Origin of the sequence: Actinospica robiniae DSM 44927 (genome assembly GCF_000504285.1) — a bacterium.
In the GTDB taxonomy this organism is placed as follows: domain Bacteria; phylum Actinomycetota; class Actinomycetes; order Streptomycetales; family Catenulisporaceae; genus Actinospica; species Actinospica robiniae.
The window spans coordinates 5,899,446-5,923,494 of sequence record NZ_KI632511.1; the positions used below are offsets into that span (position 1 = coordinate 5,899,446).

Genomic DNA, 24,049 nt, shown 5'->3' on the forward strand with positions numbered 1-24,049 from the left:
CCCGCGCCGTTTTCGGTCACGGCCGGTCCGGATCGGCAGCGGCAGTGCCGCTTATCAGGAAGCGACGCTAGGGTTTGCGCATGACCGTCAGCACGAGCGCGTTCGACGACACGGACGAGACCCCGGAGCCCGGGCCCGAGCCCGCGACCCTGATCGCTCCGAGCCTGGACGACCCGCTGCCCAACCTGGGCGCCGAGGGCGTGGGCGGCGTCATGGGCAAGCGGGCGAGGCTGCGGGCGAACGTGGTCGCCCGGGGGACGGTCGCCTTCATGCTGATCGTGCTGACCCTGCTGACCATGTCGGTGGGGATCGGGATGCGCGAGCCGTGCTTCCAGACCGCGTGGACCGGCGGCGGCCAGCAGCAGTACACCCACATGTGCTACACCGACATCCCGTTCATGTACCAGGGCCGGGGCTTCTCGAACGACCAGGTCCCCTACGTCTCCACCAACCAGAGCGACTACCTCGAGTACCCGGTGGTGACCGGGGCGGCGATGGAGACGGCGGCGCTGCTCGCCCAGCACCTGCCCGGCGACACGAACAACCAGGGCCGCTGGTTCTACCTGATCACCACCTGGTTCTTGCTGGCCTTCGCCTGCATCACGGTGGTCGCGCTGGCCGGCCTGAACGGCACGCGCAGACCCTGGGACGCGGCGATGTTCGCGCTGGCACCCGGCCTGCTGCTCAACGCCACCATCAACTGGGACCTGGTGGCCGTGGGTCTGGCCGCGGTCGGCCTGCTGGCCTGGGCGCGCAAGAAGCCGGTGCTGGCGGGCGTGTTCATCGGCCTGGGCACGGCGGCCAAGCTCTATCCGGTGCTGATCCTGGTGGCGCTGGTGCTGCTGTGCTGGCGGGCCGGGAAGATGAAGCAGTGGTCGCTGTGCCTGGCCGGCGCCGTGGGCTCCTGGCTGGTGGTGAACCTGCCGTTCATGATCCAGAACTACCAGGGCTGGGTCTACTTCTATAAGTTCAACGAGGACCGCGGCGCGGACTGGGGCTCGTTCTGGCTCTTCCTCGAGTACAACCCGGTGCACCCGATCGTCTTCTCGCCCTCCCGGATCACCCTGCTGTTCGCGCTGCTGCTGGCGGTCTCCTGCGTCGGCGTGGGCCTGCTGACCTGGCTGGCCAGGTTCCGGCCCCGGGTGGGCCAGATCGTCTTCCTGGTCGCGGCCGCGTTCATCATCTTCAACAAGGTCTACTCGCCGCAGTACGTGCTCTGGCTCATCCCGCTCGCCGTGATAGCGCGCCCGCGCTGGCGCGACTTCCTGATCTGGCAGGCGTGCGAGGTGGTCTACTACGGCGCGATCTGGCTGTACCTGGCCGATCTGAGCGCCCCGACCCGGGGCCTGCCGCAGGTGGCCTACGACATGTCCATCGCCATCCACCTGGCCGGCACGATCTTCTTCTGCGTCCAGGTCATCCGGGACGCGATGGACCCGCGCCGGGACCCGATCCGGATGAGCGGGATGGACGACCCGGCCGGCGGCGTGCTCGACGAGGCGGAAGACGTCTACGGCTTCGGCTTCGGCTCGAGTGCGCGCTCGGAGGCGGAGGCCGAGACCCCGGGCAAGGCCCTGCCGGACGACGCGGCACCGGCGCTGACCTGATCAGAAGGCCGGGCCGGCCCGGCTCGGTCATATCATCACTCGACTACCGTGACCGGGTGAGACTAGGCGACGACACGCGGGCGGCGAGGTGTGACCTCGCCGCCCGCGGCGTAGGTAGGAAGGCATGGAAGCCGCCGCCAGTCTCATCAACCACGCTGCCTTGATGCGCGACGCCATGGCCCACGACCAGGTGCTCGCCGCCGCCACCGCGCTGAGCAAGGCCTCGGTCAAGCACACCCTCGACACCGGACTGACCGTGACCGGCCTCGTCCTCGTCGGAGTGGGCAGCTTCGTGGCCAAGCGCAAGCAACACCACAAGTAAGGCGGCCGATCGCTAAACGATCGCGACCCGGTCGAAGTGCGTGGCCGTGTGCCGCAACTGCGCCACCAGCTCCGAGCCGGGCGCCGGCGGTTCGATCGGACCGGGCACGTAGATCATGGACACCGACATGTGCGGCGGCTCGGCGAACCACTGCCGGCGCCCCTGCCAGCTGAACGGCGAGAGCGTGCGGTTCGAGGCGCGCAACCCGCAGCGGGCGAGCTCTTTAGCCCGAGGCAGCAGCCCGCGCAGCAACCGTGGCGCCTCGAGACCGACGCCCTGAACGGTGCCGCCGCTGACCACGACCACCCAGCCCGCATGCCACAGCCGCCCCTGGCGATAGCCGACGCGGTCGCCGCGGGCCACCGGCAGCGCGTCCAGCACGGTCGCCCGCGCCTCGAGCGCGGCCGGGTCGCCGAGCCAGATGTCGGTGCCGCTGCGTACGCGGAACCTGGTCCGCGGGAAGAGCGAACCCAACTGCGCGAGCTCGGCGGCGGTCAGATGGCTGGTGTACATCACCGGCACGTCGAGCTGGGCTTCCGTCAGTGCACGGATCCACTCGAAGACTTCGCGCACCGGTTCGGCCCGTCCGGGCCGGTCTATCGGCAGGTGCAGGGCGAACCCCTCGGGCCGGGCACCGTCGAGTGCCTCGCGCACCTGGGCGAGCTCGCTCTTGGCCACGCCCTGGCGGCGCAGTGAACTGCGGCAGTCGATCACCATGCGGCGCCCGGCCAAGGCACGGACCGCCTCGACCGAGGCGGCATTGCGCACCACCCGGTCCGGCAGCTCCACCCAGGGCGCGGCGGGCAGGAACGGCTCGAGCAGGACTAGGTCGTGCGGGAAGTAGCCGAGCACGCGGACGGCCTCGTCGGCCGTGCCCACCGCGAGCTGGTCCACCCCGGCCGACCGGCCGAGCGCGGCGGCCGCCTCGGCCAGCACCGGGAGAGTGAAGCCATAGCCGTTCCCCTTCACCACCGGAACCAGACCGGGTCGTTCGGCCACCACCTTGTGGTGGTGGGCCTGCCAAGCGCGGCGGTCCACATAGAGCGTCAGCGGCATGAGAATCAGCCCTTCCGGAACAGGTCGTGCGCCCGAACCGGTCCGCGCTTCTCCCTCGCCCGGACCTTCGGTGGCAATACGTCCGGCGGGGGCAGCCGGATGCACGCGCAATGCGACGAATACGCCACAACGTCTTGTTCGCTGTGCTCTGATCACGGCGTACTGCCTACGGCGCCCTCGTTCTATCGCCGTCTGAGGTAGTACCTCAGAGCTGCGTCGAGCCAGCGGCTGATCGGGTAGTCGTACTCTCCGGGGTACTCGACCACCTCGCCGCCGGTGCCGATCTTGAACCGCAGCAGGCCGAACATCGGGTGCGCGGGATCGAGGGTCGAGCCGACGCCGCGCAGGTCGTAGACCGCCATGCCCTCAGCCAGACAATTGCGGATCATCCGCCACTGCAAGGCGTTCGAGGCCCGCAGCTCCCGCTGGGAGTCCGCGCTGGCGCCGTACCCGAACCAGGCGTGCCGACCGAGCCGGACCATCGTCGCTCCGGCCGAGGGCACTGCGTCCGCACCCGCTAAGTAGAGCCTTATCCCGTCCGGATCCCGCTCCCCGAGCACTCGGAACATCTGTTGAAAGTACTGCAGCGGCCGGGGCGTGAAGCCGTCGCGCCGCGCGGTGTCGAAGTACAGCCTGTGGAAGACCGGCAGCTGTTCCGGATCGGCTCGCCAGACCTTCACCCCGGCGCGTTCAGCCGTCCGCACGTTGCGTCGCCACTGCGAGTTGAACGAGGCGAACAGGTCGGCCTCGGTCCGGCCCTCTAGCGGGATGCGCACGAAGTGCCGCGGCTGCTGATCGGCGATGCCGCCTCCGGGGGCCGCCCGACGTCGCCAGCCGAGAGCGTGCAGGTGCTCGATCAATCGCTCGGCCTCGGGTTCGGCCGCGTCCGCTGCGAGTTCGGCGAAGTCGGTTACCGCCTCCTGCGCCATGCCGCGCTTCACGCTCTCGGCACTCCACCGGCGGGTGACGACCTTCGGCCCGAGCTTGACCGAGCATGCGCCCGCCGCACGCAGATGCCCGACCAGCGGGCCGAGCCAGTCAGCCGGGGTGCACCCGTCGGCGAACCAACTCAGTGTCGGCCCCTCCGGTATATAGGCCAGGCATCGCCTGCCGAGGAGCGGCAACGCGGGCAGGTCCCGGTAGAGCACCAGGGCCGTTCCGACGAGTTCGTCCTGCTGGAACCAGCCGAGCGATTCGGAGCGCCACGCTGCTTTGACGCCTCCCCAGGCCGGAGCCTGCAGGAAGCTCAACTGCTCCGGGTCGGCCCGGTACTTGAGGAACGCGAGGTGAGCGGCGCCCTCGATCTTTCGTACGACAATCCCTGCGCGATCGGTCACAGCCGCTACATACGCCTGGGCCGGCACCCGCGTTGCGCTGCGTCGGCGCCGAAACGCCGGGACGGGTCAGCTGCTGATGTGCTCGCGCAGCCAGGCCACGTCCGCGGCCTGCTCCGCCGCCTCGCCCGGCGTCTCGCAGACGAAGTCGGCGCCCGCGGCGGCCGCCGCCACCGCCACCGCGGCGAGCTGCGCCGGGTCGATCTGGCCCTTGCCGAAGTTGGCGTGCCGGTCGCGGCCGGAGTCGAAGCCGCCCTGCGAGTCGTTCGCGTGCACCAGGTCCACCCGGCCGGTCACCGCGAGCACCCGCTCCACCACCGTCTCGAGCTCGAGACCCGCGGCGAAGGCGTGGCAGGTGTCCAGGCAGAAGCCGATCCGATCACTGTGCGGGTGGGCGGAGACGGCCTCCCACAGGCGTCCGATCGCCTCGAGATGCCTGGCCATCGCGAAGTTCCCGCCGGCGGTGTTCTCGATCAGCAGCGGGACGGGCAGCTCCAGACCCTCGACCGCCTTGCGCCAGTTGTCGAAGCCGGCCGCCGGGTCGTCGTCCTTGGTCACGTGGCCGCCGTGCACCACCACGCCGGCCGCGCCCGCCTCGGCCGCGGCCGTCACGGCCTGCTGGAGCAGCTTGCGGCTCGGGATCCGGATCCGGTTGTTCGTCGAGGCCACGTTGATCACATACGGCGCGTGCACGTAGAGCCGCAGGTCGGCCGCCTTCACGGCCGCCGCCAGCGCGGCCGCGCCGCCCGGGTAGGCGGGCGCCGGCTTGGTCCAGGACTGCGGGTCGCCCAGCAGGATCTGGGCGGCGTCCGCGCCGCGTTCGCGCGCGGCGGAGATCGGGTCGTGCTGGTCGACGGTGGCACCGATGCGAGTCACGCGTCGAGCCTAGCGAGGCCCGCCGACAATCGCGCGGTCACTCGGCGTCCGCCCTCGCGGGGCGAGCGCCGAGTGACCGGCGTCACTATTCCTGTCGGTGGTCGTCAGTAGAGTCCACCGTGACCGAGACCGAACAGGAGCCCGATCCCGGAGGCGATCATGGCGCAGACGTTGATCCACCGCTCCGCGGTGGTGGCCGAGATCATCTGCGACCAGAACGCGGTGAGCAGACCGACCAGCCCGGCCCAGGAGCCCACCAGGTGGGTCGAGGGGTACCAGGCGCTGACGACCGCGACGAGTCCGCACGCCGCGGCGAACACCGCGAGGACGTTCTGCAGCGGATGGGGTCGGCCGTCGGTGTTGAGGGTGAGGTGGCCGTGCCGGGAAGAAGCGGTCTGGCTCACAAGGAGGACCTCCCTACCTGTCACTACTACGTACCGTCACGACTCGTCCGGTACGCGTCTCGTGTCAGCATCAACCCGGAACATCCCGATTTCAAGAGGCCGATCGGGTGCCGGTACACTTGACCGATCCTGGTTCGTCCCCATGCCTTGGGGACCCGGACCCGGATCGATGCATGACCCTCCTGTCGCGGAAAGCCCGCGGCCGTTCGAGTCCATAGGAGGTGGGTACGCACATGCGTCACTACGAAGTGATGGTCATCCTCGACCCCGACCTCGAGGAGCGCCAGATCGCTCCCTCCGTCGAGAACTTCCTCGGTGTCATCCGTTCCAACGGCGGCACCGTCGAGAAGACCGACATCTGGGGCCGCCGTCGCCTCTCCTACGAGATCAAGAAGGGCGGCAAGAAGGTGTCCGAGGGCATCTACGCCGTCATCAACCTGAACGCCACCCCCGCGGTGGTCCAGGAGTTCGACCGCCAGCTCAACCTCAACGAGGGCGTGCTGCGGACCAAGGTCATCCGTCCCGACCAGCGGTAGCACGCTGCGCCGGGCACTGCTACGAACAGCGGAAGGCGAGTAGGACCCCATGGCAGGCGAGACCGTCATCACCGTCATCGGCAACCTGACCGGCGACCCCGAACTGCGGTTCACCCCCAGCGGCGCCGCGGTGGCCAGCTTCACCGTGGCCTCCACGCCGCGCAGCTTCGACCGCGAGACCAGCCAGTGGAAGGACGGCGATCCGCTGTTCCTGCGCTGCTCGGTCTGGCGTCAGTACGCGGAGAACGTGGCCGAGTCGCTGACCAAGGGCATGCAGGTGATGGTGCAGGGCCGGCTCAAGCAGCGGTCGTACCAGACCCGCGAGGGCGAGAACCGCACCGTGATCGAACTCGACGTCGACGACGTCGGCCCGACCCTGCGCTTCGCCACCGCCAAGGTCACCAAGTCGCAGCGCGGCTCGGGTGGCGGCGGCGGCGGCGGGGGCGGTTACGGCGGCGGCTCGGGCGCGAGCTCGGGCGGCGGCGACTGGGGTTCGAACAACGGCGGTTCCGTGCAGCGTAGCGGTGGCCAGCAGTCCGGCCCCGCCCCGCAGGACGACCCCTGGGCCACCGGCGGTGGCTCGGGCGGCGGCTGGGGCGGCGGCTATTCGGACGAGCCCCCGTTCTAATTGATCTTCACAGGAGAGTAAGACACCATGGCCAAGGCCCCGGTGCGCAAGCCTAAGAAGAAGGTTTGCGCGTTCTGCAAGGACAAGACCGAGTACATCGACTACAAGGACACGAACCTGCTGCGGAAGTTCATTTCCGACCGCGGCAAGATCCGTGCCCGTCGTGTGACCGGCAACTGCACCCAGCACCAGCGCGACATCGCCACGGCTGTGAAGAACAGCCGTGAGATGGCGCTGCTGCCGTACACGAGCACCGTTCGTTAAGGGAGGGTGGACTAGATCATGAAGCTCATCCTCACTCACGAGGTCACCGGCCTCGGCGCCCCCGGCGACGTCATCACGGTCAAGGACGGCTACGGCCGCAACTACCTGCTGCCCCGCGGCTACGCGATCGCGTGGACCAAGGGCGCGGAGAAGCAGGTCGAGACCATCCGCAAGGCTCGCAAGAGCCGCGAGGTGCGCGACCTGGGCCACGCCCAGGAGCTGAAGTCGGAGCTCGAGCGGCTCAACGTGCGCCTGGCCACCCGGGCCGGCGAGTCCGGCCGGCTGTTCGGCTCGGTCACCGTGGCGGACATCGCCGACGCGGTGACGAAGTCCGGCGGCCCGGCGGTGGACAAGCGCAAGATCGAGATCACCTCGCCGATCAAGACGGTCGGCGCGCACAAGGTCTCGGTCCGGCTGCACCCGGAGGTCTCCGCGACCGTCGGAGTGACCATCGTCGCCGCCTGACGGCGGACCTGACGCGACGTCACGTCGGTTCCGGGCGCCGTCTTCTCCCGAACGGGGGAATGCGGCGCCCGGAATTTTTTGTGCACAGGCTGTGGGCATCGCCCCCGCGGCGTTGCCCAGGCCACAGGCCGCACCTGTGGCCGCCCGCGTACGTCCGGATCGGCCGTCCACCGCGCCGCCCACAGGCGCGACCCGGTTTCTCCACAAGAAGCATCAACTTATCCCCAGGTTATCCACAAGCCATGTGGATGACTGACTCGCTCTGGGGCCGCATCGGCCCTACCGTGGTTCTTCCGCACCCGCACCCGTACCCGAGAAGGAGGTCCCGCCGTGCCCGGTTACGACGGGACCGAGGTGTACGGTCCGCCGGAGCCGCCGACCGCCTTCGATCCCGGCCCCGGGCCCGGATACCACGACCCCGGCCCCCGGGCCGGCGGTCCGTCGGCCTTCGAACGCACGCCGCCGCAGGACGTCGCGGCCGAGCAGGGCGTGCTCGGCGGCATGCTGCTGTCCAAGGACGCCATCGCCGACGTCATCGACGTGGTCAAGGGCCGGGACTTCTACCAGCCCAAGCACGAGCAGATCTTCGACGCGATCCTCGACCTCTACGGCCGTGGCGAGCCCGCCGACGCCGTCACCGTCGCGAACGAGCTGACCAAGCGCAACGAGCTGGCCCGGGTCGGCGGCCCCGCCTATCTCCATACTCTGATGGAGTCGGTGCCCACCGCGGCCAACGCCGGCTACTACGCCGAGATCGTGCACGAGCGGGCCATCCTGCGCCGGCTGGTCGAGGCCGGCACCCGGATCACGCAGATGGGCTACGCCACCGACGGCTCGGACATCGACGAGATCGTCAACCGGGCCCAGTCCGAGATCTACAGCGTCACCGAGCAGCGGGCCGGCGAGGACTACGCCCCGCTGGCCGACATCATGGAAGGCGCGCTGGACGAGATCGAGTCCATCGCCAACCGCTCCGGCCAGATGACCGGCGTCCCCACCGGCTTCACCGATCTCGACAGCCTCACCCAGGGCCTGCACCCCGGCCAGATGGTCATCGTCGCGGCCCGCCCGGCCATGGGAAAGTCCACCATCGGCCTGGACTTCGCCCGCTCCTGCTCCATCAAGAACGGCCTGACCTCGGCCATCTTCTCGCTGGAGATGGGCCGCAACGAGATCACCATGCGCCTGCTCTCGGCCGAGGCCCGGGTCGCCCTGCACCACATGCGCTCCGGCACCATGACCGACGACGACTGGGCCCGCCTCGCCCGCCGCATGGGCGAGGTCTCCGCCGCCCCCCTGTTCATCGACGACTCGCCGAACATGTCGATGATGGAGATCCGGGCCAAGTGCCGCCGGCTCAAGCAGCGCCACGACCTGCGCCTCGTCATCGTCGACTACCTGCAGCTGATGAGCGGGGCCAGCGGTTCGCGCCGCCCGGAGAACCGCCAGCAGGAGGTCTCCGAGATGTCCCGTAACCTCAAGCTGCTGGCCAAGGAGCTCGAGGTCCCGATCGTCGCGATCGCCCAGCTCAACCGAGGTCCCGAGCAGCGCACCGACAAGAAGCCGATGATGTCCGACCTGCGTGAGTCCGGCTCCCTCGAGCAGGACGCCGACGTCGTCATCCTGCTGCACCGCGAGGACGCCTACGAGCGCGAATCCCCCCGCGCCGGCGAAGCAGACCTCATCATCGCCAAGCACCGTAACGGTCCGACCGCCACCATCACCGTCGCGTTCCAGGGCCACTACTCGCGCTTCGTGGACATGCAGCAGAGTTAGCGGCTGCCCGGGTGACTGAGGATCCAGCTGCGCGGACGCCCGTCATCCTCGGCATAGACGATCTCCGACCGCTCCCCAGAGCCACCCGGATCGCCCGCACCAGCCGCGACGGCATCCAACTCCTGCAGGAGCACCGCGACCAGCTCATCGACGAACTCTGGCTCGATCACGATCTCGGTGGTGACGACACCATCATGCCCGTGGTGACTCTTCTGGAAGAAGCCGCCTTCAGCGGACGACCGTTCCAGATCGGGACGGTATTCGTGCATAGCGCCAATCCGATCGGCGCGGAAACCGTCGTCCGGTTGCTCGCACGCTGGAACTACCACGTCCGACGGGCGACGGCGTAGACAGCCCTGGGATCACCCGTCGGCGGGGCGGCGGGTCCGGGGGATGACGAGCGGAGTGCCGCTCTCGGGGTCCTCGATGATGCGGGCAGGCAGGTCGAAGGCCTGCTCGACGAGCTGAGCGGTGAGGATCTCGGCGGGCGGGCCGGCTGCGAGGATGGCGCCGTCACGCATGGCGATCAGGTGGGTGGCGTAGCGGGCGGCCTGGTTCAGGTCGTGCAGGACAGCGACGACGGTGCGGCCTTCGCGGTGCAGGCGGGCGCAGAGTTCGAGGACGTCGATCTGGTGGGCCAGGTCGAGGTAGGTGGTCGGCTCGTCCAGCAGCAGCAGTTCGGTGTCCTGGGCCAGGGCCATGGCGATCCAGGCGCGTTGGCGCTGGCCGCCGGAGAGCTCGGCCATCGGGCGCTCGGCGAACTCGCGGATGCCGGTCTGTTCGAGGCATTGCTCGATGACGCGGCGGTTCTCGGCCGACTCCCGCCGCAGCGGGCCCTGGTGCGGATATCGGCCGCGGGCGACGAGTTCGCCGACGGTGATGCCGTCCGGCGTGATCGGCGCCTGCGGCAGCAGGCCGATCGTGCGGGCGACGTGGCGGCTGTGCAGGTCGTGGATGGGCGAGCCGTCCAGGGTGATCTCGCCCGCGCTCGGCTTGAGGATGCGGGCCATCGCGCGCAGGACGGTCGATTTGCCGCAGCCGTTCGGGCCGATCAGTACCGTGAAAGACCCGTCCGGGATCTCCAGGTCGAGCTCGCGAACGACGGTGCGATGGGTGTACGAGACGCTCAGCCGGTGGGCGGCGAGCCTGCTGCCCTGATTCGTCTGCATGGGCGCTATATCCGTCCGGTTCTGCGCTGCTGGGCGAGGAGGTAGGCGAGGTAGCCGCCCCCGAGGAGGCCGGTGACGGCGCCGACGGGCAGTTCCCGGTTCGGGATGCCGTAGCGCGCAACCCAATCCGCGCCGACCAGGAGCACGGATCCGACCAGGAGTGAGGGCACCAGGTTCGGCCCGGTGGCGCGGGTGAGCTTGCGGGCGACGTGCGGGGCGCACAGGGCGACGAACGCGACCGGGCCGGCCTGCGACGCGGCGGTGGCGGCGAGGACGACTGCGCCGGCGAGAGCGAACAGGCGCAGGCGTTCCGCGGGTATGCCGAGGCCGATGGCCAGGTCGTCGCCCATTTCGAGGATGCGCAGGGCGCGCGAGGTGAGGATCACGCAGGGCATGAGGACCACGGCTGCCACGGCTAGGAGCACGACGCTGTTCCACGTGCTGCCGTCGAGGCTTCCGGTTATCCACACCGCTGCCTGGGCCGCGTCGCTGATGTTCGCCCGCGTCATCAGGTAGTCGTTGACGCCGGTGAGCATGGCCGCGACTCCGATGCCGACGAGCACCAGGCGCGTGCCGCCGGTGATTCCGCCGCGTCGGGCGACGAAGTAGACGGCCGCAGCGCTGACGACCGCGCCGAGCCAGGCTGATCCGGCGACGAGCAGCGTGCTGCCGCCGAGCAGGGTGACGCCGATGAGCGCGCCGGTGGCGGCGCCTTGGGTGAAGCCGAGGATGTCGGGGCTGCCGAGCGGATTTCGCGTCAGGGACTGGAAGACGGCGCCGGACAGGGCGAGCGAGGCGCCGGCGATCAGTGCGGTGAGCACCCGAGGGAGCAGGATCTGTTCGAACACGAAGACGTCGGCCGACGTCATGGACGTGAACAGGCTGCCGGGCTCGAGCGAGGCGAGCGCGACGCCGAGCGCGACCGCGGCGCAGCCCACGCCGACGAAAACAGGGCGACGGCGGCTCATGAGCGACGTCCGGCGACGGTGAGGAGGAACACGGGCCCGCCGAGCACGGCTGTGACTATTCCCACTTCCAATTCGGCCGGGCGCACCAGGATCCGGCCGAGGACGTCCGCGCCGAGCAGCAGCACCGGGGCCAGGATCGCGCTGTAGGGCAGGATTCTGGGCAGGCTGGGTCCGGTGAACCGCGAGACCAGCCGCGGGATCATCAGGCCCACGAACACGATCGGGCCGCAGGCTGCGGTGGCGGCGCCGCAGAGCAGCACGATGGCGAGGATCGCGACGGCGCGGGTGAGGGTGGGGCGGCCGCCGAGCGAGGTGGCCGCGTCGTCGCCCAACGCGAGCGCGTCAAGCGGTCTGGCGCATCCGGCCGCGAGCACGATGCCGACGAGCAGGAACGGCGCGATCCAGCTGACGGTGGGGAGATTCGCGTCGGCGAGCGATCCGACGGTCCAGAACCGCATGCGGTCCAGGGCGTCCGTGTCGAGCAGTTCCACTGCGCCGACATAGGAATACAGCGCGGCGTTGACCGCGGTGCCGGCCAGGGCCAGCCGGGCCGGACTGCCGACGCCGCTGCCGCCGATGAAGTAGATGAGCACGGAGATGAGCGCGGATCCGGCCAGGGCGAACCAGATCACGCCGCCGAGCCCGGATATGCCGAACAGCGCGGTGGCGGTGACGACCGCGGCGGAGGCCCCCGCGTTGACGCCGAGCAGGCCCGGGTCGGCGATCGGATTGCGGGTCAGGGCCTGCATGAGCGCGCCGGCCACGCCGAGGGCCGCGCCGACGAGCAGCCCGAGGACGGTGCGCGGCAGCCGCATCTGGTGCACCACGGGATACGCCGTGGAGGCGGGGTCGGTCAGCCCGTGCCAGACGGCGGAGGGAGCCAGCGGCAGCGCGCCGATCGCCAGGCTCAGCAAGCAGATCGCGAGCAGTACGCAGAGCGCTGCCGGTATGCCGATGGCGCGGCGGTGCGTCATGGATCTCCTGCAATCTCCTGGGCTCGATGTGATTAAGGTTAGGCTAGCCTAACCTTAATCGAGGGTCGCATCCGGCCCCCGCCCGAGAATCGAGGTACCGCCATGCCCCTGTCCGTCCAGCTCCCCTCGCTCCGCGACGCGGCACCCACCCGCCGCCGCCTTCTGCGCACCGGTATGAGCGCAGGGCTCGGAGTCGGAGCGGCCGGGCTGCTCGGCGCTTGCGGTCTGGCGAACTCGAGCAGCGACGCGTCCACGAGCGCCGGCCCGAGCTCGGGCCCGTTCTCCTTCACCGACGATCGGGGCACGGCGGTCGAGCTGTCCTCTTCACCGACCCGCGTCGTCGCGTACGTGGACACGGCCGCCGCGCTCTACGACTTCGGCGTGTCCAACCGCCTGGTCGGCGTCTTCGGCCCGACCAAGCAGTCCGACGGCTCGGCCGATCCGATGGCCGGAAACCTGCCGGTGGACAAGGTGACCATCCTCGGCCAGGCCTGGGGCGAGTTCGACGTGCAGAAGTACGCCAAGCTCGATCCGCAGCTGCTGATCACCAACATGTGGGAGAAGGACTCGCTCTGGTACGTGCCGGACACGAGCAAGGCCACGATCCTGAAGTTGGCGCCCAGCATAGGAATCACGGTCACCAGCACGCCGATGACCGAGCCGCTCGCCCGCTACGAGAAGCTGGCCGGACTGCTCGGCGCCGACCTGAACTCCACCGCGCTCACCTCAGCGAAGGCCGCGTTCCAGCAGGCTGCTGAGACGCTGCGTACCACCGCCAAGTCGAAGGGCACGATCAAGGTCATGGCCGCCTCGGCATCGGCCGACCTGCTCTACATATCCGACCCCTCGGTCTACCCGGATCTGACCTACTTCGAGTCGCTCGGCGTGCAGTTCGTCCGCCCGAATAAGGTCGTCGGCGGCTTCTTCGAGAGCCTCAGCTGGGAGAACGCCGACAAGTACGACGCGGACGTGATCCTGCTCGACGACCGCAGCTCCGCCCTGCAGCCCAAGGACCTGACCGGCAAGCCGACCTGGACCCGGCTGCCCGCCGTCAAGGCCGGCCAGGTCGTCGGCTGGGGCAGTGAGCTGCGTTACTCCTACCAGGCGCTGGCTCCGATCGTCTCCGGGTTCGCCACGTCTCTCGCCTCCGCGCAGAAGGTCGCCTGAGATGTTCGGCTTCTTCGAGCTCGAAGTCGCCCGGACGCGCAGGCTCAGCACCGGTATGCAGCGCGTGACGTTCCGGGCCGCGCGACCGGGCGGGCTGGCCGAGTTCGCCTCCGGGGGACGGGACCAGCGCTTCAAGCTCTTCCTGCCACGGCCCGAGGACGACGGCCCGACCGATCCGCCGCCGGTGGACGCCGGCGAGCTCTGGTACGCGGCATGGCGGGCGCAGGACCCGGACCGGCGCTCGATCATGCGCACGTACACGGTGCGGGAGCAGCGCCGCGAGCCGGGCGAGATCGACGTAGATTTCGCGCTGCACCACGAATCAGGGCCGGCCACCCGCTGGGCGAACGGCTGCCTGGCCGGGGATCGGCTGATCGCGCTCGGGCCGACCGACTCGGAGAACGGCGGCGTGGACTTCCGGCCTCCGCCGGGCACCGCCGAGGTGCTGCTGGCCGGCGACGAGTCCGCCCTGCCGGCCATCGCCGGCATCCTGGCCCGGCTCGGTGCCGGCACCCGGGTGCGCGGGTGGATCGAAGTCGGCCACCCGGACGACATCCAGGAGCTGCCGACCCGGGCCGACGCCGAAATCAGCTGGCTGATCCGCGGCGCGGGCGTACGGCTGACCGAGGCCGTCAGCGCGGCCGCTCCGGCCACCGGACAGGCCTACGCCTGGATCGCGGGCGAGGCCGGCGAAGTCAGAAGACTGCGCCGGCATCTCGTCGGTCGCGCGAATCTGGACCGCCGCCACGTCACCTTCACCGGCTACTGGCGCCGCGGCACGACCGAGGAGGAGCTGCTGGAGGAAGCGGTCCTGGCCGCCGCGGGCGCCGCGGCCGGCGCCGAGTGACGAGCGGCCGGACGCGGATCCGTCACCAGGCGTTGGTGCCCTGATCCGCCGGGCCGGTCGGGCTCAGCGGGTCGGGGACCACCCCGGGCTCCATGATCTTCGTGAGCAGCTTCGGCTCGTCCCGGTGCAGGGTGCGCATGGTCTGGTCGGCGGCCAGCAGGGCGTTGACCGCCGCGAGCTCACCCGCCTTCGGATTGCGCACGACGTCCCGGTAGGCCGGATGCAGGTCGGCCCAGCGGTGGGCGAAGGGGCACAGCGCCAGCACGGTGTAGCCGCGGCTGCGCGCCTCGTCGAACACCCGCCGCACCAGCAGCGAGCCGATGCCCAGGTCGTGGCGGTCCGCATCCACCTCGACGTGCGGCAGCAGGACCGTCTCGCCCACCAGGATCCAGCTGGCGTAGCCGATCCGACTGCCCTGCACGTAGGCGGAGAAGCGGTTGTGCTCCTCGCGTTCGTCCCGGATCTCCATCGTCGTCATCGCGCGTCCCGCCTTTCTCTCGCAACCAGTGTCATCGCGTCAGTTCGGCTCCGCAGGTCGAACAGGCCTGCCCGGATGACCGCTCGTTCGGCGCGCCGCATTCGGGGCACAGCCGGGGCAGCAGGCACGCCGGCTCGCCGCCCTCGGCTTCCTCCTCGCGGGCTTCGAGCCGACGCAGCGCCTCCGCGTCACGTGGCAGCTGAATCCGCATACCCGTTCTCTTCCGGTGCACCGTGAGGTAGGACAAGCCGCGCGATCCGGCCTCGATGGCGCGCTGCGAGCCGTGCGGCAGCCACAGCAGCGCGTGCGGCGCCAGCGTCAGCGCGCCCTCATCGGTGTGCACCGTGCCCTCGCCCGCCAGCACGACCGGCAGCACGTCCACGTCCGGCTCGCGGTGCACCTCGATCCGGTGCCGGGCCGGCAGCCGGATCACGTTGGCGTCCAGCTGGCGCTCGTCCTCCTCCAGCCGCCACAGGGCGCCGGAGCGCTCTGGCGCGTCGGTGGCGCCGGCCGAGTCGAGCAGCCGGTCGATCTCGGCCAGCAGGCGGGGCTGTGCGGCGGATTGCTCGGTCATGGTCCCTCACTCGTCGCGGTCGTGGTCAGCACAGGCGCCTGCGCGCGCTCGACGAGGGGCCGGGCGAGCAGGTGACGCTGCCGGTGATGTTCCTCACGGTGGTCCTGGCGGCGCGCGTGCAGCAGCTGGGTGAGGGTGACCACGCCGAGCAGCCGGGTGGGGTCGGACCGGTCCACGACGGGGGCCCTGGTGGTGCTGTGCACGGCGAACGCGTTGACCACCTCGCGCAGCGTCTGGTCCGCGTGAATCACTGTACGGGGAGGTCTGGCCAATTCGCCGACGGTTCGCCCAGGCGACTGCTCGGCCTCGGCGGCCAGCAGCTCGCGCAGGGTGAGGATGCCGGTGAGCGCGCCGGATCCGTCGACGACCGGGTAGAGCGCGGGCTCCCGCTTGGGCTCGGCCGCATCCGGGATCCGCCGGCTCAGCGCCTGCTCGAGCGACTCGTCCGCCCGCAGCGTGACCGGGTCCTGGGTCATCACCTCACGGGCGAAGAAGATCTCGAGCGGGTCGGTGGAGTACTCGCGGGTCAGGTGCAGGCCGCGGCGGGCGATCTTCTCGGTCAGCACCGAGCGCTTGAGCAGCAGCACCGAGAGCAGGTACGCGCTGACCGAGGCCACCAGCAGCGGCATCAGGTCGTTCCAGGCGTGGGTCAGCTCGAGGGTGAAGACGATGCCGGTGAGCGGGGAGCGCATCACGCCGCCGACCACGGCGGCGAGGCCGGCCATCGCCCAGAAGCCGGGGAAGACCTGCGGCAGCACGTGTCCCTCGAGCGCACCGAGGGCGCCGCCGATCATGAACACGGGGGCGAGCACTCCGCCTGAGGTGCCGGACCCGAGCGAGAACGACCAGATCAGAGTCTTGACGATGAGGATGCCGAGGATCAGGCTCAGCCCGGCCCGGCCGGTCAGCAGCTGGTCGATCACGTCGTAGCCGACGCCGAGGGCGCGCGGTTCGAACAGGCCGCCGATGCCGATGCCCAGGCCGCCGATCGCGGGCCACCACATCCAGTGGATCGGCAGCCGGGTGAAGGCGTCCTCGGCCAGGTAGACCAGGCCGGTGGCGCCGATCGCGAGCAGTCCGCCGGTCAGGCCCGGGATCAGCGCCAGCGTGACGGCGCCGGGGCCGGGGTGCACGAGCGTGGTCACCGGGAAGATGGGCGCGGTGCCGAGCAGCCAGCCGCGGCAGATCACCGACATGGTCACGGCCGCGCCGACGGGTATGAGGCTGCGCGGACGCCATTCGAACAGCAGCAGCTCCACCGCGAGCAGCACCGAGGCGAGCGGCGCGTTGAAGGTGGCCGCCATGCCCGCGGCGGCGCCGGAGACGAGCAGGGTCTTGCGCTCGTCCGCGGTGAGCTTGAGCGCCTGGGCGAGGATCGAGCCGACCGCGCCGCCGGTCATGATGATCGGGCCCTCGGCGCCGAACGGGCCGCCGGAGCCGATGCTGATCGCGGCCGAGATCGGCTTGAGGATGGCCACCCGCGGCGCCACCCGGCTGCCGCCGGTCAGGATCGCCTCGATGGCCTCGGGCATGCCGTGGCCGCGGATCTTCTCGGAGCCGAAGCGGGCCATCAGCCCGACCACGAGGCCGCCGGCGAGCGGGGCGCAGAGCACCAGCAGCGGGTCGTGCCGGTCCGCGCCGGGGGCGATCAGCGCGGTCGAGACGCGCTGGAAGAAGACCAGGTTGGTGATCAGGCCGATCAGCCGCAGCAGCAGGAAGGAGGCGAGCGCGCCGGCCCCGCCGACGAGCAGGGCGAGGCCGGCGATCGGCACCACCCGCGGATCGAGGTTGAAGTCGCCCAGGTGCACGGGCCGTTCGCGGTGCTGGCTCACAGCGCCACCGGCCCGATCGCCCCGGCTTCCACGGTGACGTCGCCGACCAGCTGGACGAAGCCTTCGGCCGCGGCCGCGGCGTGCGCGCGGTCTTCGGCGGACATCCGGTCCAGAACGGCCTCGAGCAGCTCGTGCCGGCGGGCCAGTACGGCCGTGACCACGTCGCGGCCGTGCGGGGTCACGTCGACCGTGACGATGCTGCGGCTGTGCGCGTCCGTGCCGCGACTGACATAGCCGGCCGCTTCGAGCCGGTCGACCAGCCGGGTGACCGAGGATGCGGCGGTGCCCAGGGCCGCGGCCAGGGTGGACGAGGGCACTCGGCCGAGTCCGTCGAGCGTCCGCAGCAGCCGGAACTGCGAGACGGTGACGGCTCCGTCGAGCGCGTCGAGGCTTTGCGCGGTGACGCCCACGAGCGCCTGGGTCAGGCGCTCGAAGGCGGCGACGTCGGGGCGCGGGCCGGTGCGCGGGATCGGCTCGGCCTGCCGCTGCTTGCTCTGCGTGACTGTCTCAGTCGACGTGGCGGTGGTCTTCACACAGACAATGGTTATCTAGAACAACATTTGCTGTCAACAAGACTTCAGGGGCGCAATGCCGCTTGGACGAACGCCGCGCGCGAGCCCATCGGGTTGTAGAGCTCTATGCCGTTCTGCCACAGCACCACGCTCCGGCCGGAGACCGTGCGCAGGCACACCGTCGAGAAACCAGGCGAGCCCCCGGTGTACCCGTACGCGACGTTGCCGGCACCGTTGCCGAAGTCGAACCGCATCACCCCGAGCCCTGTGCTCCGGCACTCGTCGATCCGCCGAAGCGGCTCGACCATCCGGGCCAGCATCGCTTCCGGCAGCAACGCACCGCCGAACAGCCCGTCGAGGAAGGCCGCGACGTCGGCCGCCGTGGCCACCATCGCCCCCGCACTCCAGCCCTCCGAGGGGGTCATCGTGGTGAAGGGCGTGTAGCCGGCGTCCGGCGACATGCGGTTGTGGCCTGTGGCGTGCGGCCCCCGGAGATACGGATCGACGGTGGGCAGAGTCGTGTCAACCAGACCCAGAGGTTTGATGATGCGCTGCCACAACTGGGCGTCGTAGCGCTCTCCGGTGGCTGCCTCGATCATCAGGCCGAGCAGGATGAACTCGGTGTTGCCGTGCCGGTACTCGGTATCGGGCGCGACCCGGCCGTCGCGGCTCAGCGCGGCCTCGACCACTCGGCGCGGAGACCAGTAGCTCTCGAGAGCCGACAAATCGTCGAGGGAATCGCCGAACAATGCTTCGCTGTAGTCGGGAAGACCGGATCGAAGCCGCAGCAGCATCTCCACGGTGATGCCGCCACTGTCCGGAACGAGACCGGGCAGCAGCTTCTCCACCGTGTCATCGAAGGCCAGCAGGCCATCGGCGACCAACTGAAGCACGAGCGTGGCCGTGTACATCTTGGTGACGCTGCCGAGCCGGTACTGGTCGTTCGCCGCCGGCGGGCGCGGATCCTTGAGATCCGCGACGCCGACCGACTCGGCGAAGACGGCCCGACCGGACTCCGTCACCAGCCCGTAGACCCCCGGTCCGTGGTCCGCGAGGGTCTCGACCAGCGCGGCACGCAGCGACTCCCCATTCACCGTCATACATCGAGCTTAGGCAGTGTCTCCATGCCGTGAGACACATCACAACCCACTGCTTCGAAGCGATGTCACAGCGGATCTCGCCATCTCGTCTCGGGAACGGACACAAAGCCCGATGAAGGAGAGACCCATGAACCTCGCACTGTGGATCACGTCCGGCCTGCTCGCCGTCGTCGCGCTCCTCGGCGGCACCACAAAGACCTTCGTGCCGAAGGCGAAGCTGGCCGCGGCGCACGGCGGCGGCTGGACCGCGAGTGTCGATCCCGGCCTCATCAAGGCCCTGGGCGTACTCGAACTGCTCGCCGCGCCCGGGCTGATCCTGCCGGTGGCGCTGCACATCGTGCCCGCGCTCAGCAGGGTGACCGCCGTCTGCTGGATCGTGCTGATGATCGGAGCGATGGCCACGCACGGGCGGCGCCGCGAACTGCCGCTCGTGGGCGTGAACCTCGTCTACCTGGCCGTCGCCGGCTTCATCGCCTGGAACCGCTGAGTGATATCGAACCGTGATGTAACCGCCTCGGCCGCCCGCACGTAATCTCACCGAAGTCGCGGGCGGCACCGCGGCACAAGCGGGAGGGGGGCGGTATGGCGGTCGGAGACGACGTCGAGTTCGATGCGTTCTACACGGCCACGCACCGGCGCATAGTCAGTCACGTCTATGCGATGACCGGCAGTCTGCACGAGGCGGAGGACTGCGTCCAGGAGGCTTACGCGCGGGCCTGGCAGCAATGGAACAGGCTCACCACCGAGGTGGGCAACCCCGAGGCGTGGGTGCGCACGGTCGCCGCCAGGCTCGCGGTCTCCTCCTGGCGCAAGGCGGTCAACCGGCTCAAGGCGCACCGCCGGGAGAGCCGCGCGGACGAGGTGTCCGGGATGAACCCGGATCACATCGCCGTCGTCGCGGCGCTGCGCCGGATCTCGGCCGACCAGCGGATGGCGATCGTGCTCTACCACTACGCCGGGCTCTCGGTCGAGGAGATCGCGATCGAGACCGGAGTGCCTTCGGGCACGGTCAAGGCACGCCTGTCGCGCGGTCGCAAGGCGCTGGCTCCGCACCTGTCGGAGTTCGCCGAGAGCCTCGAGAAACCCCGCACAACGAACTCATCCGAACAACCTCAGTCCAGTGGGAGGGGGATCTGACCATGCCCAAGGACTTCGACAGCACTCTCTCGGACGCGCTCGACCTCGCAGCGCACTCCGCCCAGACCGCCGGCCCCAACGCCGCCCGTATCCGTGGAAGGCAACGAACCATGCGTAAGCGAATCGCGCTGTCCACCGCGTCCCTGGCCCTGATCGCCGTCGGCGCGACGGCGGCCTTCAAGGTCGCCTCCCCCGGCCACGACGGGGCTCCGATGATGACCAAGCCCACTCCCAGCGCCACCTCCGCCGTGAGCGTGGCGCCGACGCTGACCCCGAGCGACTCCGCCACCTCCGCCCCCAGGACTGCGGCCTCCGGCTCGACGAGTTCGAGCCCGAGCACGAACCCGAGCACGGCGGGCTCGTCCGTGACGGGCACGCCGACCGCCGCCGACCCCCTCAAGCTCGTCAGCGCGGCGTGGCTGACCTCGAGTCAGATGCCATTCGACAGCACCTTCAACTGGACGTCCGACCCGGCCCCGTCGGGCGTCCCGGGCTGGAAGACGCTCTCCAAGACCGTGAGCTACTTCCCGAGCAACGACAGCCGCCAGTCGCTGACCACATGCGGGGACCCGACCCCGTTCCTGGCCCGCACCATCGGTGGCCAGGTCACCGGGTACGCCCCCACGACGCCGCCGGAGACCGCCACGGCGAACAACCAGGCCGTCCAGTACGTCTTCTTCTTCACCAACGCCGAGACGGCCCAATCGGCCTTCACGTACCTGCTGGGCCAGTACAACTCGACCTGCTTCTCGACCTTCAAGGGCGCGCAGTTCACCAAGACCGCCGCCAGTTCGACCGAGGCGACGTGGTTGATGCGCAAGGGCACCTCGGGGAGCCCGGATCTGCCCGACTACTCGCGTGAGTACTTCATGCTGCGGGGCAGCACCATCACCTACGTCTCGGTGCTGAGTTACACGCAGACCCTGCCCACCACGTACGACGACGTCACGCAGCTGAACACCATCGCCGGCCACGCCTGCGCCTACGGCGGCTCCTGCCAGCAGCAGTAGGCGATAGTCCGTACACCCCGTCAGTCGGCGCCGCCCCCGGTCGTGAAGCCCGGGTGCGGCGCCTTGCGTCATGCGGCGAAGAACTCCCGGGTCGCACGGACCAGGCGCACCGTCTCCTGGGTGTACTGCGGGAACTCGTGGAAGTGCCCGGCCGTGGCGACGAGCGCCTCGACCGGCCCGGCGAGCGAATTGACGATGGCGAACTGGCTCGGCGGCGGCACCGAGGGATCGAACAGCGCCGGCACCGCGTGGACCGGAAGCCGCAGGTGGCGGGCGGCTGTCGCGGCGTCGAAGTAGGCCAGGACGTCCAGTACCGCGGGGTCGGTGAGGAAACGCTCGCGAACGGCCGCGCCGCTGCCGTTGCATTCGAGCGTCACCCGGAGCGGATGGTTGCCGAAGGTCGGCACGATCAGTTGGGCCGCGGTGAAACGGTCGTCCCAGGGCAGGGCGAGCGCGCCGGTCCCGCCACCGAAGCTGATGCCCGAGTAGTCCAGGCGCCGCCCAGCGGCGGGCACAAGCTCGGTCAGAGCCGTCGCGGCGCACCACAGGTCGGCGACGCAGCCGCCGACGATATACGTGGCCGGCGATTCGACGCCGTGCAGCACGTGGCCGCCCGGGTCCGCGGGAACACCGGGGATCAGGCCCTTCGTCGGCAGACCCCGGGACGCCGGGAAGATCGCCGCCGCCCGGGCCACCGGCAGTACGGAGTCGGGCGCGTCGCGGCCGCTGTAGCCGTGGCCGAAGACGAAGCCGCGCTCGACCTCCCCGTCCGCCGGCAGCGCCAGCCAGCCGCCGAGCCGCACTCCGCCGACCGAAGTGAACTCGATCTCGTAGAACTCGACGCCCCGGGCGCTGCGGACTTTGCGACCGAGCTTCGGCTCGACCGTCGTGTCCCGCGCCTCGTTATAACGTCGCGACCAGAACTCGGCGAAGTCGGACGGGGCGTTGTCCGGCGCGCTCACCTGCAGCAGCGCGTCCAGATCCATCCCGTAGGACGGATCGAACGGGAACGGGTGCTCGTTGACGGCGGCGCCCGGCGAGATCTGACTGATCTTCATGGGGCCACAGCGTAGGGCTGATCGCCCGCTTCGACCCCGGAACACGAGCGTTTCCCGCCGTGGGTCGGAGCGCGCGGTGGACGTGGTGAGCTCCCCCGCCACGCTGCCCGCCGGAACCAGCACCTTCGACCTCGACGTGCAGCTCGGCACGAACGTCGACGACAACATCACCGCCGAGGTCCTCGACGGCGCCCGCGTGCTCGCGCAGGCCTCGGCCGACCCCGAGCCCGAGTACCTGCAGATCACTGCGGCCGGGCCGACGAGCATGGTCCATCCAGCTGACCTTCCGGCTGAACGTCAGCATCCTGAGCACGGGTGCCGTGCCAACGAGACGGCAGACCGCGGCGAACTCCGGATCAATGCCGACAGCGAGATCAGCCAGTTCAGCACGGACAACATGGTTCCCACCCAGCGCGGCCTCTCGGCCAACGCCGTCTGGTGAGCCTGCCCGAGCCGATCACGACCGGTTCGGGCAGCTTCTCGACCGACGGACCGGCCCGCCTGACCACCAGCCCGGCACGGGTTCTATAGCCAGACCGTTACACAGGCTGATTCAACGCGCCCGCCGGCGGCTGAAAACCCTGCCGAAGCCCCCGAGCACGAAGAAGCCCGGCCTGGGTGATCTTGATCACCTCGGCCGGGCCGTTTCGTACTCGTGCTCCCGACTTCCATCGGAGCACCTGAGTGCGCGAGGGGGGAGTTGAACCCCCACGCCCTTGCGGGCACTGGAACCTGAATCCAGCGCGTCTGCCATTCCGCCACTCGCGCAACGAGGAAAAAGATAGCACGGGAACCCCGGCTAGCCCCAAATCGATTACCGGGGCCCTCCGCCGGGAACCCCTTTCGGCAGAGTCCGGCTCGCGCCCGGCGCGGGATGCGGGCCACGATGGTGCCCACGGACGCGCGCAGCAGAGCTAACCATCGATACGATCGAGGGGATGGCATCAGCGGGCGCGCCGTGGGGGCACGCCAGCGCGCGCCGAGGGATTGACTGAAGGAGTAGGTAGCCGTGGGTGTTCTCCAGCGCTTTGAGCGACGCCTCGAAGGCCTGGTCAACGGCGCCTTCGCCAAGGCATTCAAGTCCGAGGTGCAGCCGGTCGAGATCGCCAGCGCGCTCCAGCGCGAGTGCGACGACCGCGCCGCCCCGGTCAGCCAGGGGCGGGTGATGGTGCCCAACGACTTCACCGTGGAGCTCGGGGCGCACGACTACGAGCGGCTGGCGACCTACGCCGGGCCGCTCTCGGCCGAGCTCGGCGAGCTGCTCCAGGACCACGGCCGGGAGCAGCGCTACATGTTCGTCGGCCCGGTCGAGGTGAAGTTCGAGCGGGTGGCCGACCTGAGCACCGGCATGTTCCGGATCCGCTCCCAGGCGCTGGCCGGGGTGGTGCAGATGCCGGGCTACCCGCCGCAGCAGGCCGCCGGCTTCGGCGCGCCGCCGCAGCAGCAACAGCCCCAGGGCTACCCGCAGCAGCCCCCGGTGCCGCCGCAGCAGCCGTTCGGCGCGCCCGCCGGCCAGGGCGGCTTCGGCGCGCCCCCGCAGCAGCAGCAACCGCCGATGGGCGGCGGCTTCCCGCAGCCGCAGGCCGGCCCGGGCACCTGCTGGATCGAGGTCAACGGCGTGCGCCACCCGCTCTCCCGCGCCGTCACCAGCCTCGGCCGCGGCACCGAGGTGGACCTGCGGATCGACGACCCCTCGGTCTCCCGCCGGCACGCGGAGATCCGGGTCGGCATGCCCTCGGTCATCTCCGACCTCGGCTCGACCAACGGCATTGTGGTCGACGACCAGCACGTACGCCAGGCACAGCTGCGCGACGGCTCGGTCATCCACCTGGGCAACACCACGATCATCTTCCGCCAGGACCCCCGGTAGCGCACACGAGGCGGGCAAGCGGGCACACTTATCCCCGGCACACTTGTCCGCCCCGGCCGCGAGCGCCACGGCCTGGAACCCAGGG

The 24,049-nt window shown here is 70.2% G+C and carries 28 protein-coding genes and 1 tRNA gene; 15 read left to right on the top strand and 14 right to left on the bottom strand.

Annotated elements, in window-relative coordinates:
* The first annotated feature begins 80 nt into the window (after positions 1-80).
* Positions 81-1,607: a glycosyltransferase family 87 protein gene (locus ACTRO_RS25055; RefSeq protein WP_051451358.1), complete on the top strand. Its 1,527-nt coding sequence runs from the start codon at positions 81-83 to the stop codon at positions 1,605-1,607.
* Between the two features lie 163 nt (positions 1,608-1,770).
* Complete coding sequence (locus ACTRO_RS25060; protein ID WP_157436430.1) at positions 1,771-1,929, top strand: hypothetical protein; 159 nt, start codon at positions 1,771-1,773, stop codon at positions 1,927-1,929.
* A gap of 12 nt (positions 1,930-1,941) precedes the next feature.
* On the opposite strand, the gene ACTRO_RS25065 is transcribed toward ACTRO_RS25060, so the two are convergent.
* The 4 genes from ACTRO_RS25065 to ACTRO_RS25080 form a co-directional block, all read right to left on the bottom strand.
* The gene (locus ACTRO_RS25065; RefSeq protein WP_034266779.1) at positions 1,942-2,985 is read right to left on the bottom strand and encodes an alanine racemase; all 1,044 of its coding nucleotides are present in this window, start codon (positions 2,983-2,985) and stop codon (positions 1,942-1,944) included.
* A 182-nt stretch (positions 2,986-3,167) separates the two neighbouring features.
* Positions 3,168-4,322, bottom strand: a complete 1,155-nt coding sequence (locus ACTRO_RS25070; protein WP_051451359.1) for a lipid II:glycine glycyltransferase FemX — start codon at positions 4,320-4,322, stop codon at positions 3,168-3,170.
* Between the two features lie 66 nt (positions 4,323-4,388).
* Positions 4,389-5,195, bottom strand: a complete 807-nt coding sequence (locus tag ACTRO_RS25075; protein ID WP_034266781.1) for a deoxyribonuclease IV — start codon at positions 5,193-5,195, stop codon at positions 4,389-4,391.
* Positions 5,196-5,299: 104 nt separating this feature from the next.
* Positions 5,300-5,599 carry a hypothetical protein gene (locus tag ACTRO_RS25080; RefSeq protein WP_034266784.1) on the bottom strand — a complete coding sequence of 100 codons (300 nt, stop codon included), beginning with the start codon at positions 5,597-5,599 and terminating at the stop codon, positions 5,300-5,302.
* Between the two features lie 233 nt (positions 5,600-5,832).
* Between ACTRO_RS25080 and rpsF the strand changes: the two genes are divergently transcribed.
* From rpsF to ACTRO_RS51090, 6 genes are all read left to right on the top strand, one after another.
* Complete coding sequence (gene rpsF / locus ACTRO_RS25085) at positions 5,833-6,135, top strand: 30S ribosomal protein S6 (protein WP_034266786.1); 303 nt, start codon at positions 5,833-5,835, stop codon at positions 6,133-6,135.
* Between the two features lie 49 nt (positions 6,136-6,184).
* Positions 6,185-6,763 (top strand): single-stranded DNA-binding protein, encoded by a 579-nt coding sequence (locus tag ACTRO_RS25090; protein ID WP_034266789.1) that lies wholly within the window; start codon positions 6,185-6,187, stop codon positions 6,761-6,763.
* 27 nt (positions 6,764-6,790) lie between these two features.
* Entirely contained in the window at positions 6,791-7,027 is a 237-nt protein-coding gene (rpsR, locus tag ACTRO_RS25095) for a 30S ribosomal protein S18 (RefSeq protein WP_034266792.1), read from the top strand.
* 18 nt (positions 7,028-7,045) lie between these two features.
* Positions 7,046-7,492, top strand: a complete 447-nt coding sequence (gene rplI / locus ACTRO_RS25100; protein WP_034266795.1) for a 50S ribosomal protein L9 — start codon at positions 7,046-7,048, stop codon at positions 7,490-7,492.
* 330 nt (positions 7,493-7,822) lie between these two features.
* On the top strand, positions 7,823-9,268 hold the full coding sequence (gene dnaB, locus ACTRO_RS25105; protein WP_084316516.1) for a replicative DNA helicase: 1,446 nt from the start codon (positions 7,823-7,825) through the stop codon (positions 9,266-9,268).
* 11 nt (positions 9,269-9,279) lie between these two features.
* On the top strand, positions 9,280-9,618 hold the full coding sequence (locus tag ACTRO_RS51090) for a cyclic-phosphate processing receiver domain-containing protein (RefSeq protein WP_034266798.1): 339 nt from the start codon (positions 9,280-9,282) through the stop codon (positions 9,616-9,618).
* 12 nt (positions 9,619-9,630) lie between these two features.
* Here the strand turns inward: ACTRO_RS51090 and ACTRO_RS25115 are convergent, their stop codons facing one another.
* The 3 genes from ACTRO_RS25115 to ACTRO_RS25125 are packed head-to-tail and all read right to left on the bottom strand — an operon-like array spanning position 9,631 to position 12,379.
* On the bottom strand, positions 9,631-10,437 hold the full coding sequence (locus ACTRO_RS25115) for an ABC transporter ATP-binding protein (RefSeq protein ID WP_034266801.1): 807 nt from the start codon (positions 10,435-10,437) through the stop codon (positions 9,631-9,633).
* Positions 10,438-10,442: 5 nt separating this feature from the next.
* Entirely contained in the window at positions 10,443-11,405 is a 963-nt protein-coding gene (locus ACTRO_RS25120) for a FecCD family ABC transporter permease (protein WP_034266804.1), read from the bottom strand.
* Entirely contained in the window at positions 11,402-12,379 is a 978-nt protein-coding gene (locus ACTRO_RS25125) for a FecCD family ABC transporter permease (protein WP_051451360.1), read from the bottom strand. The genes ACTRO_RS25120 and ACTRO_RS25125 overlap by 4 nt, the downstream gene beginning before the upstream one ends.
* A gap of 102 nt (positions 12,380-12,481) precedes the next feature.
* Between ACTRO_RS25125 and ACTRO_RS25130 the strand changes: the two genes are divergently transcribed.
* Together ACTRO_RS25130 and ACTRO_RS25135 are read left to right on the top strand one after the other, a co-directional pair.
* Positions 12,482-13,546, top strand: a complete 1,065-nt coding sequence (locus ACTRO_RS25130; RefSeq protein WP_051451361.1) for an ABC transporter substrate-binding protein — start codon at positions 12,482-12,484, stop codon at positions 13,544-13,546.
* Between the two features lies 1 nt (position 13,547).
* Positions 13,548-14,393, top strand: a complete 846-nt coding sequence (locus ACTRO_RS25135) for a siderophore-interacting protein (RefSeq protein ID WP_034266806.1) — start codon at positions 13,548-13,550, stop codon at positions 14,391-14,393.
* Between the two features lie 22 nt (positions 14,394-14,415).
* Here the strand turns inward: ACTRO_RS25135 and ACTRO_RS43870 are convergent, their stop codons facing one another.
* The 5 genes from ACTRO_RS43870 to ACTRO_RS25160 are packed head-to-tail and all read right to left on the bottom strand — an operon-like array spanning position 14,416 to position 18,889.
* Positions 14,416-14,871 carry a GNAT family N-acetyltransferase gene (locus tag ACTRO_RS43870; RefSeq protein WP_051451362.1) on the bottom strand — a complete coding sequence of 152 codons (456 nt, stop codon included), beginning with the start codon at positions 14,869-14,871 and terminating at the stop codon, positions 14,416-14,418.
* Positions 14,872-14,902: 31 nt separating this feature from the next.
* Entirely contained in the window at positions 14,903-15,445 is a 543-nt protein-coding gene (locus ACTRO_RS25145; protein ID WP_034266808.1) for a cupin domain-containing protein, read from the bottom strand.
* A complete protein-coding gene (locus tag ACTRO_RS25150) occupies positions 15,442-17,277 on the bottom strand; it encodes a chloride channel protein (protein WP_211244403.1) in 1,836 nt (611 codons plus the stop codon). Before ACTRO_RS25150 ends, ACTRO_RS25145 begins: the two co-directional genes overlap by 4 nt.
* Positions 17,274-17,810 carry a MarR family winged helix-turn-helix transcriptional regulator gene (locus ACTRO_RS25155; protein ID WP_211244404.1) on the bottom strand — a complete coding sequence of 179 codons (537 nt, stop codon included), beginning with the start codon at positions 17,808-17,810 and terminating at the stop codon, positions 17,274-17,276. Before ACTRO_RS25155 ends, ACTRO_RS25150 begins: the two co-directional genes overlap by 4 nt.
* 44 nt (positions 17,811-17,854) lie before the next feature.
* Complete coding sequence (locus ACTRO_RS25160) at positions 17,855-18,889, bottom strand: serine hydrolase domain-containing protein (protein WP_051451363.1); 1,035 nt, start codon at positions 18,887-18,889, stop codon at positions 17,855-17,857.
* A gap of 127 nt (positions 18,890-19,016) precedes the next feature.
* On the opposite strand from ACTRO_RS25160, the gene ACTRO_RS25165 reads away from it, so the two are divergent.
* The 3 genes from ACTRO_RS25165 (at position 19,017) to ACTRO_RS25175 (ending at position 21,036) form a co-directional block, all read left to right on the top strand.
* Positions 19,017-19,376: a DoxX family protein gene (locus tag ACTRO_RS25165; protein ID WP_034266811.1), complete on the top strand. Its 360-nt coding sequence runs from the start codon at positions 19,017-19,019 to the stop codon at positions 19,374-19,376.
* Positions 19,377-19,471: 95 nt separating this feature from the next.
* Positions 19,472-20,026, top strand: a complete 555-nt coding sequence (locus ACTRO_RS25170; RefSeq protein ID WP_034266820.1) for a SigE family RNA polymerase sigma factor — start codon at positions 19,472-19,474, stop codon at positions 20,024-20,026.
* Positions 20,027-20,028: 2 nt separating this feature from the next.
* Positions 20,029-21,036: a hypothetical protein gene (locus ACTRO_RS25175; protein WP_034266822.1), complete on the top strand. Its 1,008-nt coding sequence runs from the start codon at positions 20,029-20,031 to the stop codon at positions 21,034-21,036.
* A 68-nt stretch (positions 21,037-21,104) separates the two neighbouring features.
* Here ACTRO_RS25175 and ACTRO_RS25180 read toward each other — a convergent pair whose 3' ends face one another.
* Positions 21,105-22,094 carry an acetylxylan esterase gene (locus ACTRO_RS25180; RefSeq protein ID WP_051451364.1) on the bottom strand — a complete coding sequence of 330 codons (990 nt, stop codon included), beginning with the start codon at positions 22,092-22,094 and terminating at the stop codon, positions 21,105-21,107.
* Between the two features lie 76 nt (positions 22,095-22,170).
* Between ACTRO_RS25180 and ACTRO_RS25185 the strand changes: the two genes are divergently transcribed.
* A complete protein-coding gene (locus ACTRO_RS25185) occupies positions 22,171-22,536 on the top strand; it encodes a hypothetical protein (protein ID WP_034266824.1) in 366 nt (121 codons plus the stop codon).
* A gap of 243 nt (positions 22,537-22,779) precedes the next feature.
* Here ACTRO_RS25185 and ACTRO_RS25190 read toward each other — a convergent pair.
* Positions 22,780-22,862, bottom strand: a tRNA-Leu gene (locus ACTRO_RS25190).
* A gap of 241 nt (positions 22,863-23,103) precedes the next feature.
* Here ACTRO_RS25190 and ACTRO_RS25195 point away from each other — a divergent pair.
* Positions 23,104-23,964, top strand: coding sequence for an FHA domain-containing protein (locus tag ACTRO_RS25195; RefSeq protein WP_034266827.1), 861 nt, complete (start codon positions 23,104-23,106; stop codon positions 23,962-23,964).
* The last annotated feature ends 85 nt before the right edge of the window (positions 23,965-24,049 follow it).

What these genes read in the sequence shown, in the direction of transcription:
- ACTRO_RS25135 (WP_034266806.1), top strand. Translation starts at nt 13,548, where the DNA reads ATGTTCGGCTTCTTCGAGCTCGAAGTCGCCCGGACGCGCAGGCTCAGC.
- ACTRO_RS25130 (WP_051451361.1), top strand. Translation starts at nt 12,482, where the DNA reads ATGCCCCTGTCCGTCCAGCTCCCCTCGCTCCGCGACGCGGCACCCACC.
- ACTRO_RS25090 (WP_034266789.1), top strand. Translation starts at nt 6,185, where the DNA reads ATGGCAGGCGAGACCGTCATCACCGTCATCGGCAACCTGACCGGCGAC.
- ACTRO_RS25170 (WP_034266820.1), top strand. Translation starts at nt 19,472, where the DNA reads ATGGCGGTCGGAGACGACGTCGAGTTCGATGCGTTCTACACGGCCACG.
- ACTRO_RS25125 (WP_051451360.1), bottom strand. Translation starts at nt 12,379, where the DNA reads ATGACGCACCGCCGCGCCATCGGCATACCGGCAGCGCTCTGCGTACTG.
- ACTRO_RS43870 (WP_051451362.1), bottom strand. Translation starts at nt 14,871, where the DNA reads ATGACGACGATGGAGATCCGGGACGAACGCGAGGAGCACAACCGCTTC.
- rpsF (WP_034266786.1), top strand. Translation starts at nt 5,833, where the DNA reads ATGCGTCACTACGAAGTGATGGTCATCCTCGACCCCGACCTCGAGGAG.
- ACTRO_RS25065 (WP_034266779.1), bottom strand. Translation starts at nt 2,985, where the DNA reads ATGCCGCTGACGCTCTATGTGGACCGCCGCGCTTGGCAGGCCCACCAC.
- ACTRO_RS25055 (WP_051451358.1), top strand. Translation starts at nt 81, where the DNA reads ATGACCGTCAGCACGAGCGCGTTCGACGACACGGACGAGACCCCGGAG.
- ACTRO_RS25165 (WP_034266811.1), top strand. Translation starts at nt 19,017, where the DNA reads ATGAACCTCGCACTGTGGATCACGTCCGGCCTGCTCGCCGTCGTCGCG.
- ACTRO_RS25120 (WP_034266804.1), bottom strand. Translation starts at nt 11,405, where the DNA reads ATGAGCCGCCGTCGCCCTGTTTTCGTCGGCGTGGGCTGCGCCGCGGTC.
- ACTRO_RS25160 (WP_051451363.1), bottom strand. Translation starts at nt 18,889, where the DNA reads ATGACGGTGAATGGGGAGTCGCTGCGTGCCGCGCTGGTCGAGACCCTC.
- ACTRO_RS25060 (WP_157436430.1), top strand. Translation starts at nt 1,771, where the DNA reads ATGCGCGACGCCATGGCCCACGACCAGGTGCTCGCCGCCGCCACCGCG.
- rplI (WP_034266795.1), top strand. Translation starts at nt 7,046, where the DNA reads ATGAAGCTCATCCTCACTCACGAGGTCACCGGCCTCGGCGCCCCCGGC.
- ACTRO_RS25175 (WP_034266822.1), top strand. Translation starts at nt 20,029, where the DNA reads ATGCCCAAGGACTTCGACAGCACTCTCTCGGACGCGCTCGACCTCGCA.
- ACTRO_RS25180 (WP_051451364.1), bottom strand. Translation starts at nt 22,094, where the DNA reads ATGAAGATCAGTCAGATCTCGCCGGGCGCCGCCGTCAACGAGCACCCG.
- rpsR (WP_034266792.1), top strand. Translation starts at nt 6,791, where the DNA reads ATGGCCAAGGCCCCGGTGCGCAAGCCTAAGAAGAAGGTTTGCGCGTTC.
- ACTRO_RS25115 (WP_034266801.1), bottom strand. Translation starts at nt 10,437, where the DNA reads ATGCAGACGAATCAGGGCAGCAGGCTCGCCGCCCACCGGCTGAGCGTC.
- ACTRO_RS25145 (WP_034266808.1), bottom strand. Translation starts at nt 15,445, where the DNA reads ATGACCGAGCAATCCGCCGCACAGCCCCGCCTGCTGGCCGAGATCGAC.